General features: G+C 69.7%; 14 protein-coding genes. 1 reads left to right on the top strand and 13 read right to left on the bottom strand.

The window, feature by feature from the left end:
- Positions 1-134: 134 nt before the first annotated feature.
- Positions 135-815 (bottom strand): pyridoxamine 5'-phosphate oxidase, encoded by a 681-nt coding sequence (gene pdxH, locus OG714_RS28775; RefSeq protein WP_406125255.1) that lies wholly within the window; start codon positions 813-815, stop codon positions 135-137.
- A 222-nt stretch (positions 816-1,037) separates the two neighbouring features.
- Between pdxH and OG714_RS28770 the strand changes: the two genes are divergently transcribed.
- Positions 1,038-2,150: a citrate synthase 2 gene (locus OG714_RS28770; protein WP_406125253.1), complete on the top strand. Its 1,113-nt coding sequence runs from the start codon at positions 1,038-1,040 to the stop codon at positions 2,148-2,150.
- 91 nt (positions 2,151-2,241) lie between these two features.
- Here OG714_RS28770 and OG714_RS28765 read toward each other — a convergent pair whose 3' ends face one another.
- The 12 genes from OG714_RS28765 to OG714_RS28710 form a co-directional block, all read right to left on the bottom strand.
- Entirely contained in the window at positions 2,242-2,868 is a 627-nt protein-coding gene (locus OG714_RS28765; protein ID WP_406125252.1) for a TetR/AcrR family transcriptional regulator, read from the bottom strand.
- Positions 2,856-3,593, bottom strand: coding sequence for an enoyl-CoA hydratase family protein (locus tag OG714_RS28760; protein WP_406125250.1), 738 nt, complete (start codon positions 3,591-3,593; stop codon positions 2,856-2,858). Before OG714_RS28760 ends, OG714_RS28765 begins: the two co-directional genes overlap by 13 nt.
- Complete coding sequence (locus OG714_RS28755; RefSeq protein ID WP_406125248.1) at positions 3,590-5,158, bottom strand: 4-coumarate--CoA ligase family protein; 1,569 nt, start codon at positions 5,156-5,158, stop codon at positions 3,590-3,592. The genes OG714_RS28760 and OG714_RS28755 overlap by 4 nt, the downstream gene beginning before the upstream one ends.
- 54 nt (positions 5,159-5,212) lie before the next feature.
- A complete protein-coding gene (locus OG714_RS28750; RefSeq protein WP_406125246.1) occupies positions 5,213-6,343 on the bottom strand; it encodes an acyl-CoA dehydrogenase family protein in 1,131 nt (376 codons plus the stop codon).
- Positions 6,344-6,413: 70 nt separating this feature from the next.
- Complete coding sequence (locus tag OG714_RS28745) at positions 6,414-8,288, bottom strand: acetyl/propionyl/methylcrotonyl-CoA carboxylase subunit alpha (RefSeq protein ID WP_406125244.1); 1,875 nt, start codon at positions 8,286-8,288, stop codon at positions 6,414-6,416.
- A 5-nt stretch (positions 8,289-8,293) separates the two neighbouring features.
- Positions 8,294-9,892, bottom strand: a complete 1,599-nt coding sequence (locus tag OG714_RS28740) for an acyl-CoA carboxylase subunit beta (protein ID WP_406125242.1) — start codon at positions 9,890-9,892, stop codon at positions 8,294-8,296.
- Complete coding sequence (locus OG714_RS28735) at positions 9,889-11,625, bottom strand: acyclic terpene utilization AtuA family protein (RefSeq protein WP_406125240.1); 1,737 nt, start codon at positions 11,623-11,625, stop codon at positions 9,889-9,891. Before OG714_RS28735 ends, OG714_RS28740 begins: the two co-directional genes overlap by 4 nt.
- A complete protein-coding gene (locus OG714_RS28730; RefSeq protein WP_406125238.1) occupies positions 11,622-12,422 on the bottom strand; it encodes a TIGR03084 family metal-binding protein in 801 nt (266 codons plus the stop codon). Before OG714_RS28730 ends, OG714_RS28735 begins: the two co-directional genes overlap by 4 nt.
- Before the next feature lie 458 nt (positions 12,423-12,880).
- Positions 12,881-13,828 carry an EamA family transporter gene (locus tag OG714_RS28725; protein ID WP_406125236.1) on the bottom strand — a complete coding sequence of 316 codons (948 nt, stop codon included), beginning with the start codon at positions 13,826-13,828 and terminating at the stop codon, positions 12,881-12,883.
- Positions 13,829-13,940: 112 nt separating this feature from the next.
- Positions 13,941-16,001, bottom strand: a complete 2,061-nt coding sequence (locus OG714_RS28720) for an ABC transporter ATP-binding protein (RefSeq protein ID WP_406131990.1) — start codon at positions 15,999-16,001, stop codon at positions 13,941-13,943.
- Positions 16,002-16,111: 110 nt separating this feature from the next.
- Positions 16,112-16,243, bottom strand: a complete 132-nt coding sequence (locus tag OG714_RS28715; protein ID WP_267953885.1) for a hypothetical protein — start codon at positions 16,241-16,243, stop codon at positions 16,112-16,114.
- A 247-nt stretch (positions 16,244-16,490) separates the two neighbouring features.
- Positions 16,491-17,615, bottom strand: a complete 1,125-nt coding sequence (locus OG714_RS28710; protein ID WP_406125234.1) for a lipid II:glycine glycyltransferase FemX — start codon at positions 17,613-17,615, stop codon at positions 16,491-16,493.
- Positions 17,616-17,625 lie beyond the last annotated feature (10 nt).

Below are 17,625 nucleotides of genomic sequence, written 5' to 3'. Positions count from 1 at the left end.
TGAGTTGCACGCAACCGGCCTAACCCAACGCAGTCACCCGACCCGCGAGCTCGCCGGTACGTCCGGCCGGCTCCCCCGCTGTGAGGCGGAGGGACCTGAGCTCGCGGGTCGTCTGCGTTTCCGGGGGCTGTGGGTCAGGGGCTCAGGCGGTCCAGGTGCCAGGTGCCGGAGGGTTGCGCGGTGTAGCGGAGGCGGTCGTGCAGGCGGTTCTCCCGGCCCTGCCAGAACTCGACCGTCTGGGGGGCGATGCGGAAGCCGCCCCAGTGGGGTGGGACCGGGACCTGTTCGCCCTCGGGGTAGCGGGCGAGCAAGTCGGCGTACGAGGACTCCAGTTCGGTCCGGGAGTGGATCACCGTGGACTGGGTGCTGGCCCAGGCGCCGAGTTGGGAGCCGTGCGGGCGGGTGCGGAAGTACGCGGCGGTCTCGTCGCGGCCGGTGCGGCGCGCGGTGCCGGTGACCAGGACCTGGCGGGCCATCGGGTGCCAGGGGAAGAGCAGCGAGACGTACGGGTTCACGCCGAGTTCGCGGGCCTTGCGGGAGTCGTAGTTCGTGTAGAAGACGAAGCCCTGGTCGTCGTAGTGCTTCATGAGGACCGTGCGGGAGCTGGGGCGGCCCTCGGCGTCGGCGGTGGAGACGACCATCGCGTTCGGCTCGTAGACGAGCCCCTGGAGCGCTGCCTCCTCGAACCAGCTGCCGAACTGTGCCATGGGGTCGGCTGCCAGGTCGTTCTCGTCGAGGCCCTCCACGCGGTACTGCTTGCGCATCGCGGCGGGGTCGAGGCGGGGATCACGCTCGGTGGGATCGCGGTCGGTCACACGATCATCCTGCCGTACCGCGCCGGGTGGGCGGGTGTGGTTGCGTACGGTCGCCTACGGCCGCGTGGTGTCGCCTACGGCCACGTACGGTCTCGCGTTCGGGTGGCACTCAGTGCCGCGAGCCCTCCCCTTGTGTGGCACTCGGCGTTATGGTGCTGATGTCTCTACCTTCGGCCCGCGAGTCCCCCGCGACCGTGGAGCCACAGCATGAGGAGCCGCCTGATGTCCGACTTCGACCCCTCCTTCGTACCTGGACTCGAAGGAATCGTCGCGTTCGAGACGGAGATCGCCGAACCGGACAAGGAGGGCGGTGCCCTGCGGTACAGGGGCGTCGACATCGAGGATCTGGTCGGTCACGTCTCGTTCGGCAACGTCTGGGGGCTGCTCGTCGACGGCGCCTTCAACCCCGGGCTGCCGCCCGCCGAGCCGTTCCCGATCCCGGTGCACTCCGGGGACATCCGCGTCGACGTACAGTCCGCGCTGGCCATGCTCGCGCCCGTGTGGGGCCTCAAGCCGCTCCTCGACATCGACGAGCGGCAGGCCCGCGACGACCTCGCCCGCGCCGCCGTGATGGCCCTGTCGTACGTCGCCCAGTCCGCGCGCGGGCAGGGGAACGCGATGGTGCCGCAGAGCGAGATCGACAAGGCGCACTCGGTCGTCGAGCGGTTCATGATCCGGTGGCGGGGTGAGCCTGATCCCAAGCATGTCGCGGCCGTGGACGCGTACTGGACGTCCGCTGCCGAGCACGGCATGAACGCGTCGACCTTCACGGCTCGGGTCATCGCGTCGACCGGTGCGGATGTCGCCGCCGCGCTGTCCGGGGCCGTGGGGGCGATGTCCGGGCCGTTGCACGGGGGCGCGCCGTCCCGTGTGCTCGGGATGATCGAGGAGATCGAGCGGACGGGGGACGCGGAGGCGTACGTCCGGCAGGCGCTCGACAAGGGTGAACGGTTGATGGGGTTCGGGCACCGGGTGTACCGGGCCGAGGATCCTCGGGCTCGTGTACTGCGGCGCACGGCGCGGGAGTTGGGGGCGCCGCGGTTCGAGATCGCGGAGGCGTTGGAGAAGGCGGCGCTGGCGGAGTTGCACTCCCGTCGTCCTGATCGGGTGCTCGCGACCAACGTCGAGTTCTGGGCCGCTATCGTGCTGGACTTCGCCGAGGTACCGGCGCACATGTTCACGTCGATGTTCACGTGTGCGCGTACGGCGGGGTGGTCGGCGCACATTCTTGAACAGAAGCGGACGGGGCGGCTTGTGCGGCCTTCTGCTCGATATGTGGGACCGGAGTCTCGCGGGCCTCAGTCGATCGAGGGGTACTCGGATATCGCCCACTGAAGAGGAGCCTTGGGAGCGTAGGCGGGTGCGGGTGCGTGGGGGCTGGTCGCGCCCACGCGGCGGAGCCGCGAATCGACACAGCCCCGCGCCCCTAAGCAGCTTCCCCCAGGGCGTCTTCCAAGAGCGAGGCCCACTGCGCCACAACCCTCTCCCGCCTGCCCCTGTCGTCCGTGAGCAGGTTGGCCAGGCCCAGGCCCCTCGCCATGTCCAGGAGGCCCTGGACTGTTTCGCGTACGCCCGGTCTCGACTCGTCCGCGTTCAGCAGCTCCACCGCGATCCGGTGGGTCTCGCGGCCCACCTTCGCCTCCAACTCGGTTACCCGGGGGCGGAGTTGGTCCTCGTTGGAGGCCGCTACCCAGAGGTGGAGGGCCGCGCGGAACAACGGGCCCGTGTAGAGGTCGACCAGGGCCTCGATGACGGCTCGGCGGTCTTCCGCGCCCTCGGGGAACAGGGCCCGGAGGGCGGTCGAGCGTTCCTCGGCGACGTACTCGACCGCCGCCGTGAAGAGGTCCTCGCGGGTCGGGAAGTGGTGTTGGGCGGCGCCTCGGGAGACGCCGGCGCGCTCGGCCACGACGGAGACCGTGGAGCCTGCCCAGCCGTGTTCGGCGAGGCAGGACACGGCGGCTTCCAGGAGGCGTTGCCGGGTGGCCCGGCTGCGGTCCTGCTTGGGTCTGCGGTCGACCGCGCCCGGCGCCGTCGTCGCGCTCACACCACCCATGCGGGATCCCGTCGTTCGAGGAATGCTGTCATCCCCTCGCGGGCCTGCGCGGAGGCGAACAGCCGTGCCGAGAGCGCGGTCAGGTCGGCCGCGTCCCGGTCGAAGGTTTCCAGCACCCTAGCCGTGAGCAGCCGTTTCGTCTCGGCCAGGGCCTCGGGAGCGGCTCGGCGCAGGCCGTCGAGGATCGGTGCCAGTGCCTCGTCCACGTCCTCTCCCGCCACCGTCAGCAGGCCCGCGCGGGCCGCCTCCGTCGCGTCGAAGCGTTCGCCGGTGAGGTAGTAGCGGGCCAGTGCTCGCGGGTCGGTGCGGGGCAGCAGCGGGAGGGAGATCACCGCCGGGGCCACCCCGATCCGTACCTCAGTGAAGGCGAAGGTCGCGGACTCGGTCGACGCTGCCGCGATGTCGCAGGCCGAGAGGAGGCCGAGGCCGCCCGCCCGTACGTGGCCCGTCACTCTCGCCACCACCGGCTTGGGGAGTTCGACGATCTGGCGGAGTACGGCCACCAGGGCGTCCGGGGGTGGCGGGTCCCGCAGGTCCGCGCCCGCGCAGAACGTGTTGCCGGTGTGGGTGAGGACGACCGCCCGTACGTCGGCGTCCTTCGCGCACTCCGTCAGCGCGTCCGCCAACTCGCCCACCAGGGACGCCGACAGCGCGTTCCTGGTCTCCGGTGAGTCGAGGCTCAGGGTCTCGATGCCACGCGCGCGTGCACGACCGACCAGCGTCATGAGCGGCCTCGCAGTTCCCGGCGCAGGATCTTGCCGGAGGCGGCTCGCGGGACGGCGTCGATGAAGGTGACCACGCGGACGCGTTTGTAGGGGGCGACGCGTTCGGCGACGTACATCAGGACCTCGCTCTGGGAGAGATCAGGGGCGGTCTGCTGGCGGACCACATAGGCGTGCGGGACCTCGTTGTTGTCGTCGTTGTACTCGCCCACGACCGCCGCGTCGGCGATGTCGGGGTGGGTGAGCAGGAGGGCCTCCAGTTCGGCGGGGGCGACCTGGAAGCCCTTGTACTTGATGAGTTCCTTGACCCGGTCGACGACGAACGTCCAGCCGCCGTCGTCCACATAGCCGACGTCCCCGGTGCGCAGCCAGCCGTCCTGGTCGATCATCGCGGCGGTGTCGTCGGGGCGGCCGAGGTAGCCCTTCATCACCTGGGGGCCGCGGATGAGGAGTTCGCCCGCCTCGCCGATGCCGAGGTCCTTGTCGGGGTCGTCGAGGGAGACGATCCGCATCTCGGTGCCGGCGATGAGTTTGCCGACGGTTCCCGGGGGTGCGGTGGGCATGTCCCGTACGGGGACCACATGGGTGCCCGGGGAGAGTTCCGTCATGCCGTACGCCTGGCCTACGGGTGGCAGGCCCAGGCGGTGCGAGCAGGCGGCGGCGAGGTTCGCGTCGAGGGGGGCGGCGGCGCTGATGATGTATTTGAGGGACGAGAGGTCGTACTGGGCGACCGCCGGGTGTTTGGCCAGGGCCAGGACTATCGGCGGGGCCACGTACAGGCCGGTGATGCGGTGGTTCTCGATGGCCGCCAGAAAGGTCTCCAGCTCGAAGCGCGGGAGGACCACGACTGCGGCGCCCTTCCTCAGGGGCGCGTTCATCAGGGCCGTAAGACCGTAGATGTGGAAGAAGGGCAGGACGGCGAGGATGCGGTCGCCGGGGCCGGTGGGGACCGCGGGCTCCAACTGGGCCAGGTTCGTGGCTATTTGGCGGTGGGTGAGCATCACGCCCTTGGGGCTGCCCGTCGTGCCCGAGGAGTACGGGAGGGCCGCCACGTCCGTCACGGGGTCGATGTCGACCACCGGCTCGGGGGCCGTGGAGCCGAGCATGTCGGCGAGTGAGCGGTGTCCGGGCGCGCTGTCGCAGACGAATATCTCCTCGACGCCGCCCGCGAGTTCGGCGGCACGGCGTGCCGCGTTCAGGAGGGGTGACAGGGTGACGATCCAGCGGGCCGCCGAGTCGCGCAGCTGCTTGGCGAACTCCTCCGGGGTGGCGAGCGGGTGCACCGTCGTGACGGAGGCACCCGCGCGCGTGGCGGCGTAGAACGCCAGGGGGAACGCGACCGTGTTGGGGCTGTGCAGGGCGAGGACGTCCCCCTTGCGTACGCCCGCGTCCGCGAGGCCGGCCGCGATCCGCCGGTGGAACGCGTCGAGTTGGGTGTACGTGAGGGTGGTGCCGTCCGTGCCGTCGACCAGGGCGGGTTCGTCGCCGAACTCGGCGGCCCGGGCCAACACCGCGTCGTGGATGGCGAGTTCGACGGCCGGTACGTCTGCGTACTCGCTGCGGAACATGGTTCCTCCTGGCACGGACTGGCGCGGAGCTTCGGGTGGGCTCCAGGCCTCGGGCTAGTACGACTTGGGCAGGCCCAGGGTCTGGTGGGAGACGTAGTTGAGAATCATCTCCCGGCTCACCGGAGCAATACGAGCCACGCGCGAGGCAGTTATCAACGAAGCGAGCCCGAACTCCCGCGTGAGGCCGTTGCCGCCGAGGGTGTGCACGGACTGGTCCACCGCCCGCACGCAGGCCTCACCCGCCGCGTACTTGGCCATGTTGGCGGCCTCGCCCGCGCCTACGTCGTCACCGGCGTCGTACAGATACGCCGCCTTCTGCATCATCAGGCGGGCGAGTTCGAGGTCGATGTGCGCCTGGGCGAGGGGGTGCGCGATGGCCTGGTGGGCGCCGATGGGGGCGTCCCACACGGTGCGGTCGCGCGCGTACTCGATCGCTCGGGCCAGCGCGTAGCGGCCCATGCCGATCGCGAAGGCGGCCGTCATGATGCGTTCGGGGTTGAGACCGGCGAAGAGCTGGAGCAGGCCCGCGTCCTCGTCTCCGACGAGTGCGTCGGCGGGGAGCCGTACGTCGTCCAGGGTCAGCTCGAACTGCTTCTCCACCGCCTGGAGTTCCATGTCTATCTGGCGGCGGGTGAAGCCGGGTGCGTCGCGCGGGACGATGAACAGGCAGGGCTTGAGGCGGCCCGTTCGGGAGTCTTCCGTGCGGCCGACTATGAGGGTCGCGTCGGCCAGGTCCACGCCGGAGATGAACACCTTGCGGCCGGTGAGGAGCCAGTCCGTGCCGTCTTTTCGGGCGGTGGTGGTGATGCGGTGGCTGTTGGAACCGGCGTCGGGTTCTGTGATGCCGAAGGCCATGGTTCGGGTGCCATCCGCCAGCGCGGGCAGCCAGGCTTGTTTCTGGTCTTCTGTGCCGAAGCGGGCGATCACCGTTCCGCAGATCGCGGGTGACACGACCATCATGAGGAGGGGGCAGCCTGCCGCTCCCAACTCCTCCAGGACGATGGAGAGTTCGGAGATGCCACCGCCTCCGCCTCCGTGTTCCTCGGGGAGGTTGACGCCCAGGTAGCCGAGTTTGGCTGCCTCGGACCAGAGTTGTTCTCGGTCGTAGGTGCGGCCGTGGCGTTTGCCCAGGGCGGATACGGCTGAACGTAGGGCCCTGTGTTCTTCGGTTTCGGTGGTGGGCATGTGGCTCCCTCGTCGTGGCTGGTCGCGCTCGCGCGGCGGTAGCCGCATACGGATACAGTCCCGCGCCCCTCTAGGTGGGCTTCACTACCGCCAATAGGGCGGCGAGCTGGATCTGTTGGCCAGGTACTGCGTTCAGGGCCGTTAGCTTTCCCGTGACCGGGGCTGTGATCTTGTGTTCCATCTTCATTGCCTCTAGCCACAACAGGGGGTCACCGGCCGTTACTTGAGTTCCTACGGTCAAGCCTTCCGCCACCCTCACCACCGTGCCCGGCATGGGGGCGAGGAGTGAGCCGGGGGCCAGTTGGGCGGCTGGGTCGGGGAAGCGAGGGAGGGCGGTCAGGGTCGTCGCGTTCACGTACACCTGGTCGTCGCCGTAGCTCGCAACCTCGAACTTCCGCCGCACGCCGTCCACTTCGAGTACGACTCGACCGGCGTCCGTGTGGATGACGCGCACCCCGTCCGCCGTCAGGCCCGCCCTCGTGTGCCGGTACTGGACCTCATGCTCCTCGCTCGCCATCGCGTAACGCTTGGTCTGGGGCTGGGACGGGACGTTGCGCCAGCCGCCTCCTCCGAACCGGGAGCGGCCGTGGGCGTCCGCCAGGGCGGCGGCGAGGGGGGCGTGCGGGTCGGGGGCCTGCTGTGTGAGGTCCGGGAGGTGGCGGTCGTAGAAACCCGTGTCCATGTGGGCCGTCGTGAACTCCTTGTGGCGAAGGGAGTTGACGAGGAGGGCGCGGTTGGTGATCGGGCCGTGGATGGTCGCCCGTTCCAGGGCGCCGGCGAGTTTGCGGAGGGCTTCGGCGCGGGTGGGGGCGTGGGCGACGACCTTGGCGAGCATCGGGTCGTAGTGGACGCCGATGTCGTCGCCGTCGGTGTAACCGGTGTCGAGGCGGACGCCTTCCGGTACGGCCAGGCGGTGCAGGGTGCCGGTCTGGGGGGTCCAGTCGCGGGACGGGTCCTCTGCGTAGAGGCGGGCCTCTATCGCGTGGCCTCGCGCGCTCGGGGGGTCGCTATCGAGGGGCTCGCCCTCCGCGACGCGCAGTTGCAGGGCCACCAGGTCGATGCCGAACACGGCCTCTGTCACCGGGTGTTCGACCTGGAGGCGGGTGTTCATCTCCAGGAAGTGGGCCTTGTTGTCGGCGGAGACGAGGAACTCGACGGTGCCGGCGCCCTCGTAGTTGACCGCGCGGGCGGCGCGTACGGCCAACTCGCTCAGTTCCTGAGCCAGTTGATCTGACAGGCCCGGGGCCGGGGACTCCTCGATCACCTTCTGGTGGCGGCGTTGGAGGGAGCAGTCGCGGGTGCCGAGGGCCCAGACCGTGCCGTGGGTGTCGGCGAGGATCTGGACCTCGACGTGTCGGCCGCCCTCCACGTAGGGCTCGACGAAGACCTCGCCGTCGCCGAAGGCGCTGGTCGCCTCGGCTCGGGCGGCGGTCAACTCGGCGTCGAGGTCGGCAAGTTGTCGTACGACCCGCATACCGCGTCCGCCACCGCCCGCCGCGGCCTTCACCAGGACCGGGAGGTCGGTCTCGGTGACGTGCTCCAGGGGGGCGATGCCCATCAGTTGCTTGGCGCGGGTCTTGGAGGCCATGGCCTCGATCGCCTCGGGCGGGGGGCCGATCCAGACCAGGCCGGCGGCCAGGACGGCGCGGGCGAAGTCGGCGTTCTCGGAGAGGAAGCCGTAGCCGGGGTGCACCGCGTCCGCGCCCGCCGCGACGGCCGCCTTCACGATCAACTCCCCGCGCAGATAGGTCTCCTGGGGTGTCGCCCCCGGGAGCCGTACCGTCGCGTCGGCCACGCGTGCGTGGAGCGCGTACTCGTCGGCGTCCGAGTGCACGGCGACCGTCCGGATGCCCAACTCGCGGCACGTACGGAAGACCCGGCAGGCGATCTCGCCCCGGTTGGCGACGAGGACGGTCGAAATCAAGTGGTCCCTCACATCGGTCATGGCCCTCACATCCGGAAGACGCCGAAGCCACCGCGCGCGCCCTCGAAGGGCGCCGTGTGGATGGCGGACAGGCACAGGCCGAGGACGGTGCGGGTGTCGCGCGGGTCGATGACACCGTCGTCGTACAGCCGCCCCGACAGGAACATCGGCAGGGACTCGGACTCGATCTGCTGCTCCACCATGGCGCGCAGCGCCGCGTCCGCGTCCTCGTCGTAGGGCTGCCCCTTCGCTACGGCCGACTGGCGGGCGACGATCGACAGGACGCCGGCGAGCTGTTGGGGGCCCATGACGGCGGACTTGGCGCTGGGCCAGGCGAACAGGAAGCGGGGGTCGTAGGCGCGCCCGCACATGCCGTAGTGGCCGGCGCCGTACGAGGCGCCCATGAGCACGGAGAGATGCGGTACGCGGCTGTTGCTGACGGCGTTGATCATCATCGCGCCGTGTTTGATGATGCCGCCCTGTTCGTACTCCTTGCCGACCATGTAGCCGGTGGTGTTGTGCAGGAAGAGGAGCGGGATGTCGCGCTGGTTGGCCAACTGGATGAACTGGGCGGCCTTTTGGGACTCCTGGCCGAAGAGGACCCCTTGGGCGTTCGCCAGGATGCCGACGGGATAGCCGTGCAAGGCGGCCCAGCCCGTCACCAGGCTCGTGCCGTAGAGCGGCTTGAACTCGTCGAAGTCGGAGGCGTCGACGAGCCGGGCGACGACCTCGCGCGGGTCGAAGGGGGTTTTGAGATCCCCGGGGACGATGCCGAGGAGTTCGTCCTCGTCGTACTTGGGGAGTGCGGCCGGGCCCGGATCGCCGTACGCCTTGCGGTGGTTGAGGCGGGCGACGACGCGGCGCGCCTGCCGCAGCGCGTCCTGCTCGTCGACGGCGAAGTGGTCCGCGAGGCCCGACACGCGCGCGTGCATCTCGGCGCCGCCGAGCGACTCGTCGTCGCTCTCCTCGCCGGTCGCCATCTTCACGAGCGGCGGCCCGCCGAGGAACACCTTCGCGCGCTCCTTGACCATGATCACGTGGTCGGACATGCCGGGGATGTACGCGCCGCCGGCGGTCGAGTTGCCGAAGACGACGGCGATCGTCGGGATGCCGGCGGCCGAAAGCCGGGTCAGATCACGGAAGATGGCGCCGCCGGGGATGAAGATCTCTTTCTGGGACGGGAGATCTGCACCACCGGACTCGACGAGGCTGATGCAGGGCAGCCGGTTGGCGAGGGCGATGTCGTTCGCCCTTAGGGCCTTCTTCAGCGACCAGGGGTTGCTCGCACCGCCGCGCACGGTCGGGTCGTTGGCGGTGATCAGACACTCCACGCCTTCCACCACCCCGATGCCGGTGACGAGGGAGGCGCCGACCGCGTAGTCGCTGCCCCAGGCGGCGAGGGGGGACAGTTCGAGGAAGGGCGTGTCGGGGTCGAGGAGCAGTTCGATGCGCTCGCGGGCGAGCAACTTGCCGCGTTTGCGGTGCCGTTCGACGTATTTCGGCCCGCCACCGGCGAGAGCCTTCGCATGCTCGGTGTCCAGTTCGCCGAGTTTGGCGAGCATGGCCTCGCGGTTGGCCACGTAGTCGGGACCGTTGGTGTCCAGGGCGGTCGGGAGGACGGTCACAGGAGGACCTCCGGTATGTCCAGACGACGGGAACGCAGCCATTCGCCCAGGGCCTTGGCCTGCGGATCGAAACGATGCTGGGCGGCGACGCCCTCGCCGAGAATCCCCTCGACGACGAAGTTGAGGGCACGGAGGTTGGGCAGCACGTGCCGCGTCACACCCAACTCGGCGGTCTCCGGCAGAAGTTCACGGAACCGTTCGGCGGTCAGCGCATGGGCGAGCCAGCGCCACGCCTCATCCGTACGCGCCCACACCCCCACGTTGGCGTTCCCTCCCTTGTCACCGCTACGGGCCCCGGCGACCAGACCAAGGGGCGCCCACGCCGTGGGCCCGTCCGGCGGAGGTTCGGGGAGGGCCGGCTGCGGAAGGTCCTCCAGTACGCGGGTGTCGTGGGCCGGGGCCACAGCAATCCGGCGCCCGTTGTGGAGGACGGCCACATGGTCGACGTCACCATGGGGGACATACACATCATCGAAGACGCCATAGGGCGCTCCCTTTCCAGGTGGGGTCAGCACATGGAAGCCGGGGTAACTGGCCAATGCGAGTTCGACGGCGGCGGCGCTCAGCGCCCGCCCGACGACCTCCGGATCGGCATCCCGCACGACGAGCCGCAGCAGTGCGCTGGCGGTCTCCTCGGTCGAGGCGTCCGCGTGGTCGGTACGGGCGAGATCCCAACGGAGTTCACCGGGCCGGGACTTGGCGTTCCCCTCGCCGAACGCGGCCTCCATCTGCTCCCGGACAAGAGTGGCCTTGCGCTCGATGTCGAGCCCGGTGAGCACGAAGGTGACCTCGTTGCGGAAGCCCCCCAGGCGATTGAGCCCGACCTTGAGAGTCGGCGGCGGAGCCTCCCCCCGAACGCCCTCGATCCGCACCCGATCGCCCCCGTCCTCGGTCCCGTCCCCACCCCCGGTCCCGTCTTCACTGAGCCGGACGGTGTCGAGGCGGGCGGTGACATCGGGACCGGCGTACCGCGCGCCGTGCGTCTCGTAGAGGAGCTGCGCGGTGACGGTACCGAGGTCCACGACTCCCCCCGTGCCGGGGTGCTTGGTGATGACGCAGGAGCCGTCCTCATGAATCTCGGCGAGCGGAAACCCGGGCCGGCGAAGCTTCTCCGGCGAGTGCTCGGTGAAGAAGGCGTAGTTGCCGCCGGTCGCCTGGGTCCCGCACTCCAGCACATGTCCGGCGACCACAGCCCCCGCGAGCCGGTCGTAGTCGTCGGCCACCCACCCGAAGTGAGCGACGGCGGGCCCGGTGACCAGGGCGGCATCGGTGACCCGCCCGGTGACCACGACCTCGGCCCCCGCATCAAGGCAAGCGGCGATCCCGAAGCCACCGAGATAGGCATGCGCGGCAAGGGCATCCGGATACCGCCCGGCGAGATCGTCCCCTTCGACATGCGCTACCCGTACGGCTATCCCGAGCCGATCGGCCAACTTCCGTACGGCGTCGGCGAGTCCAGCGGGGTTGAGCCCTCCGGCGTTGGTGACGATCCGCACCCCACGCTCCTGGGCGAGCCCGAGACACTCCTCCAACTGCTTGAGGAAGGTACGGGCATACCCGGTGCCGGGATCCTTGAGCCGGTCCCGTCCCAGGATGAGCATGGTCAACTCGGCGAGGTAGTCACCGGTGAGGAAGTCCAGTTGGCCGCCGGTGAGCATCTCGCGCAGGGCGTCGAACCGGTCGCCGTAGAAGCCGGAGGCGTTGCCTATGCGGAGGGGGACGGTGGAAGTCACTGTCCGGCCCCCTTCGACTTCGGCGGGCGCCCGGCGCCGGGGGGTCCCGCGAAGGCCTGGGCGATGTCGAGCCACTGACCGGCGTCGGGGCCGACCGCTTCCACCGCGAGGTCGGTGCGGTGGGCGCGCTGGGTGACGAGGAGGCAGAAGTCGAGGGCGGGGCCGGTGACGCGTTGCGGGGCGTCTTCGGGTCCGTAGGCCAACAACTCACCCGAGGGAGCGCGGAGTTCAACACGGAACTCCTCACTCGGCGGGGTGAGCCCATGCACACCAAAGGCGAAGTCACGCGCACGCACACCAATGCGCACCACATGCCGGAGCCGATCCGTAGGTGGCCGCACCACACCAACCGCGTCGGCGACATCCTGCCCATGGGCCCAGGTCTCCATAAGCCGACCGGTGGCCATGGAGGCGGCCGACATAGGTGGCCCGTACCAGGGGAAACGGACTCCTGTGGGGGCGGCGTACAGGGCGGCCAACAGGGCCGTCCGCCCGGCCCGCCAGTCGGCGAGGAGCCGGGCGGGCGTCTTCGCGGCCCCCTCCTGCGCACCCTCGTCCACGAACGTCTCGGGAGTGGCGAGCGCCTTCTCGACCAGCGCACGGAACGCTTCCTCGTCCGTCACGGCGAGCAGGGCGGAGTGGTCGGTCCAGGCCAGGTGGGCGATCTGGTGGGCGACGGTCCAGCGGGCAGCGGGGGTCTCGACGGCCCAGCCCTCCGGCCTCAACTCGGCCACGAGCCGGTCGAGTTCCTCGCTCTCCTCACGCAGGTCGTCGAACACGCGCGTCGGATCGGACATGGGGGGAGCATGGCAGGGGCGCCAGAAACAATCAAGCGTGCTTGCATTATTTATGCCTGATGCTGTGAGCCTGAGCCCGCCTGAGCCCACCCAAGCCCTGTGACCTCTGAAAGCCAGAGTCTTCCCTAACCAGTCAAAGCCCATGAGAGCGGTTAGGATCACCCCCAGCTTCTAGCACCCCCCACCCGGGGTTGGCCGCTAAGCCGACCCGGCGTGCAGGCGAGACGTGAGCGCGCCCCCTCACCCCGGCCCGGAACACAGCCCACCCAAGGGTGTTCGCAGGTCGGCCACCCGTTCCTCCGGGCCGCTCGCTCGCTTCTGGAACGGGCTGGAGCGGACCGAGTCAAGGGTGGAGCGCAGCGGAATCGGCGTAGCCGACGCGACCGCAGGGAGCGCCCTTTACTCGGGCCGTGGAAGCACGACACTGGCCGAGAAGCGAGTGGCCCAACGTTCACGCGTCAAGCCGCGTCCAGTTTCGCCTTGCCCCGCCCCACCTGCGTCCGCACCGCCCCCATACTCGCCGCGATGACCAGCGCGATAGCCATGGCTTCAGGGACGGACAGTGCCTGGTGAAGGATCAGGAAGCCCGCTGTCGCGGCCACGGCTGGTTCCAGGCTCATGAGGATGGCGAAGGTGGAGGAGGGGAGGCGGCGCAGGGCCAGGAGTTCGAGTGTGTAGGGGAGAACCGAGGAGAGAACCGCCACCACAGAGCCGAGGGCGATCGTCGTGGGGTTCAGGAGCTTCGTGCCCGACTCCGCGACACCTAGCGGCAGGAACACCACCGCCGCCACGACCATCGCCAGCGCCAACCCATCGGCCTGCGGAAACCGGCGCCCCGTACGAGCACTGAAAACGATGTACGTGGCCCACATGGCGCCGGCCCCCAGGGCAAAGGCCACTCCTACGGGGTCCAGGCTGCTGAAGCCTCCGCCGCCGAGGAGGAAGACGCCCGCCAGAGCGAGCCCCGCCCAGACCGCGTTCAGCGCACGCCGGGACGTGAGGACCGAGAGGGCGAGCGGGCCCAGTACTTCCAGCGTCACCGCCGGTCCCAGGGGGATGCGGGCCAGCGACTGATAGAAGAGGCCGTTCATCGCGGCCATGGTGACGCCGAAGACGACGACCGTGCCCCAGTCCGCCCGCGAGTGACCCCGCAGGCTCGGGCGACAGATCACGAGGAGAACCACCGCGGCCACCAGCAGCCGTAGCGTCACCACGCCCAGCGCCCCCACCCTGGGCATCAGCGTCACCGCCAGCGCACCGCCGAACTGCACCGAGATCCCCCCGGCGAGCACCAGCCCCACCGGTCCGAGCGAGCCCGTGCGGCCTGGGGTGACGGTCAGGTCGGCGGTCGGGGCGACGGCCAGGTTGCCCGCGGGGGCGGTGGTCGACGTGCTGGGGATGCTCACGGGGGCTTCCAGGGCTCGGTTCAGCGCGCATTCGTCCATCACGATGCACTGCTCGGTCCATGGTAATGGACTTCGACAGGTGTGTGAACCCTTTATGCAACTGTCACTGAACCTAGTCCCGGAACAGGGGCCGCCCGTCGGGGAGGGTGGTGGGCATGGGCCCGAAGAGGGGATCGGAGTACTCCGGGTACTCGGTCTGCGGGTAGGTCGGTTGATACGTCGGCTCGTACGTCGGCGCGTACGTCTGCGGCGCCCAGCTCTCGACGAAGACCGGCGCCGCGGAGTACCCGTAACCCACGCCCGCCGTCGCACCCTCCGCCACTGCCACCGGAACCCCGACCGGTACCCCCGCCTCCGCGAACGACGGCAGCCTCAACTCCCCTGTATCCATCGCCGCGTTGTTCTGCGACCGGTGCAACCGCGAGTACGCCCCACCCAGCGCCATCAGCTCCGCATGCCGCCCCGTCTCCACGATCCGGCCCCGGTCCACGACCAGGATGCGATCGGCGTCGGGCGCGAGGTTGAGGTCATGCGTGATCATGATGGTCGTACGGCCCGCCATCAGTCGTCGTAGGGGCTTCACGACCCGGCGGGCGGCCATCGAGTCCAACCCGGTCGTCGGTTCGTCGAGGACCAGGACCGGGGCGTCGCGCAGGATGGCGCGGGCGATCGCCAGGCGCTGGAGCTGACCGCCGGACAGGCGGGCCGAGTTGGGGTCGACCTTCGTGTCGTAGCCCTCGGGGAGGCGGAGGATGAACTCGTGGGCGTCGGCCGCGACCGCCGCGTCGACGATCGCCTGCTCGCTCGCGCCGGGCCGGCCGCAGGCGATGTTCGCGCGGACGGTGTCGTGCAGGACCAGGGTCTCCTGGGGGAGCAGGGTCACGTACTCGCGCAGGCGGGCGAGGGGGAGGTCCCGCAGGGGGACGCCGTCGAGGAGGACGTCGCCCGCGTCGGGGTCGTAGAAGCGGAGCAGCATTTTGGAGACGGTGGACTTGCCGGCGCCGCTGGGGCCGGTGACGATCACCAGCTCGCCGGGATTGACGGTGAAGGAGAGGCCTTCCAGGGCGACTCGGTCGGCGCCGGGGTAGCTGAAGGTGACGTCGCGGAGTTCGACCGTGCCGTCGGGGCGGCCGGTCTCGGAGTCGCGGGCGGGGTCGGCGACGGACGGCCGTACGTCGAGGATCTCGATGAGGCGTTCCGCGCCCGCGGTGGCGGCGGTGATGGTCAGGCCGAGTTGGGCCAGGCCGCGGACGGGCGGGTAGAGGTAGCCCAAGAAGGCGGAGAACGCGAGGAGTTGGCCGAGGGTCATGCGGCCGGTGGAGATCTCCCAGGCGCCGATGCCGATGACGGCGAGCACGCACACGGTCTCGATGACGGCGACGAGTTGCTCGTACGCCTCGTTGAGCCGCGTCGAGCGGACGGAGGCCCGGAACCAGGCGCCGGCCTCCTCGTTCAGGCGCCGGCGTTCGGCGTCGCGGCGGCCGTAGGCCTGGGTGAGGACGATGTTGCCGAGGGACTCCTCGACGACGGAGGTGATCGCGCCGTCGGCGACCCGGCCCTCGCGGGAGACGTCCTTGATGGAGCCGGAGAAGCGGCGGGCCGCCAGCCAGAAGAGGGGGGCGAGGACGAAGGTGGCGGCGGCCAGGTCCCAGCGCAGCCAGAACGCGGCGGCGGCGTAGAAGAGGGCCGAGAAGAGCGCGGAGGCGGTGCCGATGACACCGGAGACGACCAGGGTCTCGATCGCCTCGACGTCGCCGGTGAGGCGGGACAACAGGTCGCCCTGGCGGTGCCGTTGGAAGAAGTGCGGGGGCAACTGCTGTACGTGGTCGAAGACATGCTCGCGCAGTCTCATCACGAAGCGTTCGGTGGCCCAGGCGGCAAGGGAGTTGCCGGCGTACGAGACGAGCGCGCCGACGATCGCCACGCCCAGCCACTTCGCGGCCGGGCTCCAGAACGCGCTCAGCGAGCCCTTCGCGAGGGCGCGGTCGGTGAGGTCGGCGAAGAGGAGGATGGCCTCGGTCTCGGCGAGCGCGCCGATGATCGTGCACCCCCAGACGAGGACCAGCCAGCGTCTGAGACCGCGGGTCAGCGGCCAGAAGCGACGGAAAGCGGTGCGGGCGGGAATGGTGGGAGTTCCGTAGTCCTCGTCATATTCGAGGCCTTCCTCGTCCATATCCATGTCCACGATCCCCTTCGCTTTCCGTCATTAGAATTCTTTGGATTTTCGAATTCGGGAAAGAAAAGAGGGCCGACTGCGTGGGTCGGCCCTCTTCTACTGCCGGATCAGCTGTCCTGGCCGGGCAGCGGCTTCGGCAGCGGCTTGGGCTGGTGCTTCTTGCGCGGCTTCGGGGGCGGCGGCGGGAGCTGCTTCGACTGGGGCTTCGGCGAAAGCGGGGCGAGCTTCTTGAGGCTCATTCCGTACTCCTTGGGTTGTGCAGTGGATTGTGCGTCAAAGTCGGGCGTTTTACCGCCCGGGGAATTCCCGACACGGATGAACTTACACGCGCCCGGCGCCAAGGAGCGGCAAATTAGGCAAGCGAACGGCAAGCAGGTGCTGTGAATACCTTTGTGAATCCTGAGTTACGGCGGTGAACCTGAGAGTTCTCTGATAAAGCTGAGAGCAGCCTTAATGAACCTGTGCTTCCGCCCTCAGGCGAGGCCCTCAGCGGCGCGCCATGTAGAGGTCCAGCGCCTTGTGCAGCAGCCGGTTGAGGGGGAAGTCCCACTCCCCGATGTACTCGACGGCCTCTCCACCCGCACCGGCCTTGAAACGCAGCAGCCCCAACAGGTGGTTGGACTCCTCCAGGGTGTCGGTGATGCCCCTGAAGTCGTATACGGCGGCGCCGAGTTGGTGGGCGTCGGTCATCATGCGCCACTGCATGGCGTTGTTGGGCTGCACCTCGCGCCGCCGGCTGGTGGAGGCGCCGTAGGAGTACCAGACGTGCTGGCCGACCGTCAGCATCGTGGCGGCGGCGAGGATCTCGCCGTCGTGGTGGGCGAGGTAGAGGCGCATGCGGTCGGGGTGTTCGGCGGTGAGGGCGGTCCACATGCGCTGGAAGTAGGGCAGGGGGCGCGGGATGAAGCGGTCGCGCTCGGCGGTCTCGGCGTACAGCTCGTAGAAGGCGGGGAGTTCGTCGTAGCCGCCCTGGACCACCTTCACGCCGGCCTTCTCGGCCTTCTTGATGTTGCGCCGCCACTGCTGGTTGAGGCCGCGCTGGATGTCGTCCAACGAGCGTCCGGCGAACGGCACTTGGAAGACGTATCGCGGTTGTCCGGCCGCGAAGCCCTCCTCTCCCCCGGCTTCGGTCTGCTGCCAGCCCGCGCGGCGGAGGCGTTCGGCGACCTCGTAGCCACGCGGTTCGTACGACGTGGGCTCCGCGTCCCGCAGCCGCCGCGCGTCGGGGTCGGCGATCGCCGCCTTCACCGCGTCCGCGCTCCAGCGCCGTACGACGACGGGCGGCCCCATCTTCACCGTGAACGCGCCCTGCGACCTGAGGTGCGTGAGCATCGGGTCGAGCCAGCGGTCGAGATCGGCGGCGTGCCAGTCGATGACCGGGCCCTCGGGCAGGTAGGCGAGGTACTTCTTCAGTTTGGGCACGGGCCGGTACAGCACGAGTCCGACCCCGACCAACTCCCCGCTTCCCTCGAACCATCCGAGGCTCTCCGCCCGCCAGTCGGGCTTCACCGCACCCCAGGACGGCACCTGCATATGGCTGGCGGAGGGGCGGGCGGCGATGAACGCGAGGTGTTCGGCGGGGGTGATGGGGCGGAGAAGGAGGTCGGTCATACGCGGGGCT

The sequence above is a fragment of the Streptomyces sp. NBC_00989 genome (assembly GCF_045162655.1).
GTDB lineage: Bacteria > Actinomycetota > Actinomycetes > Streptomycetales > Streptomycetaceae > Streptomyces.
The sequence above is the reverse complement of the archived record's forward strand: the minus strand, read 5'-3'. Positions and strand labels throughout refer to the sequence as shown.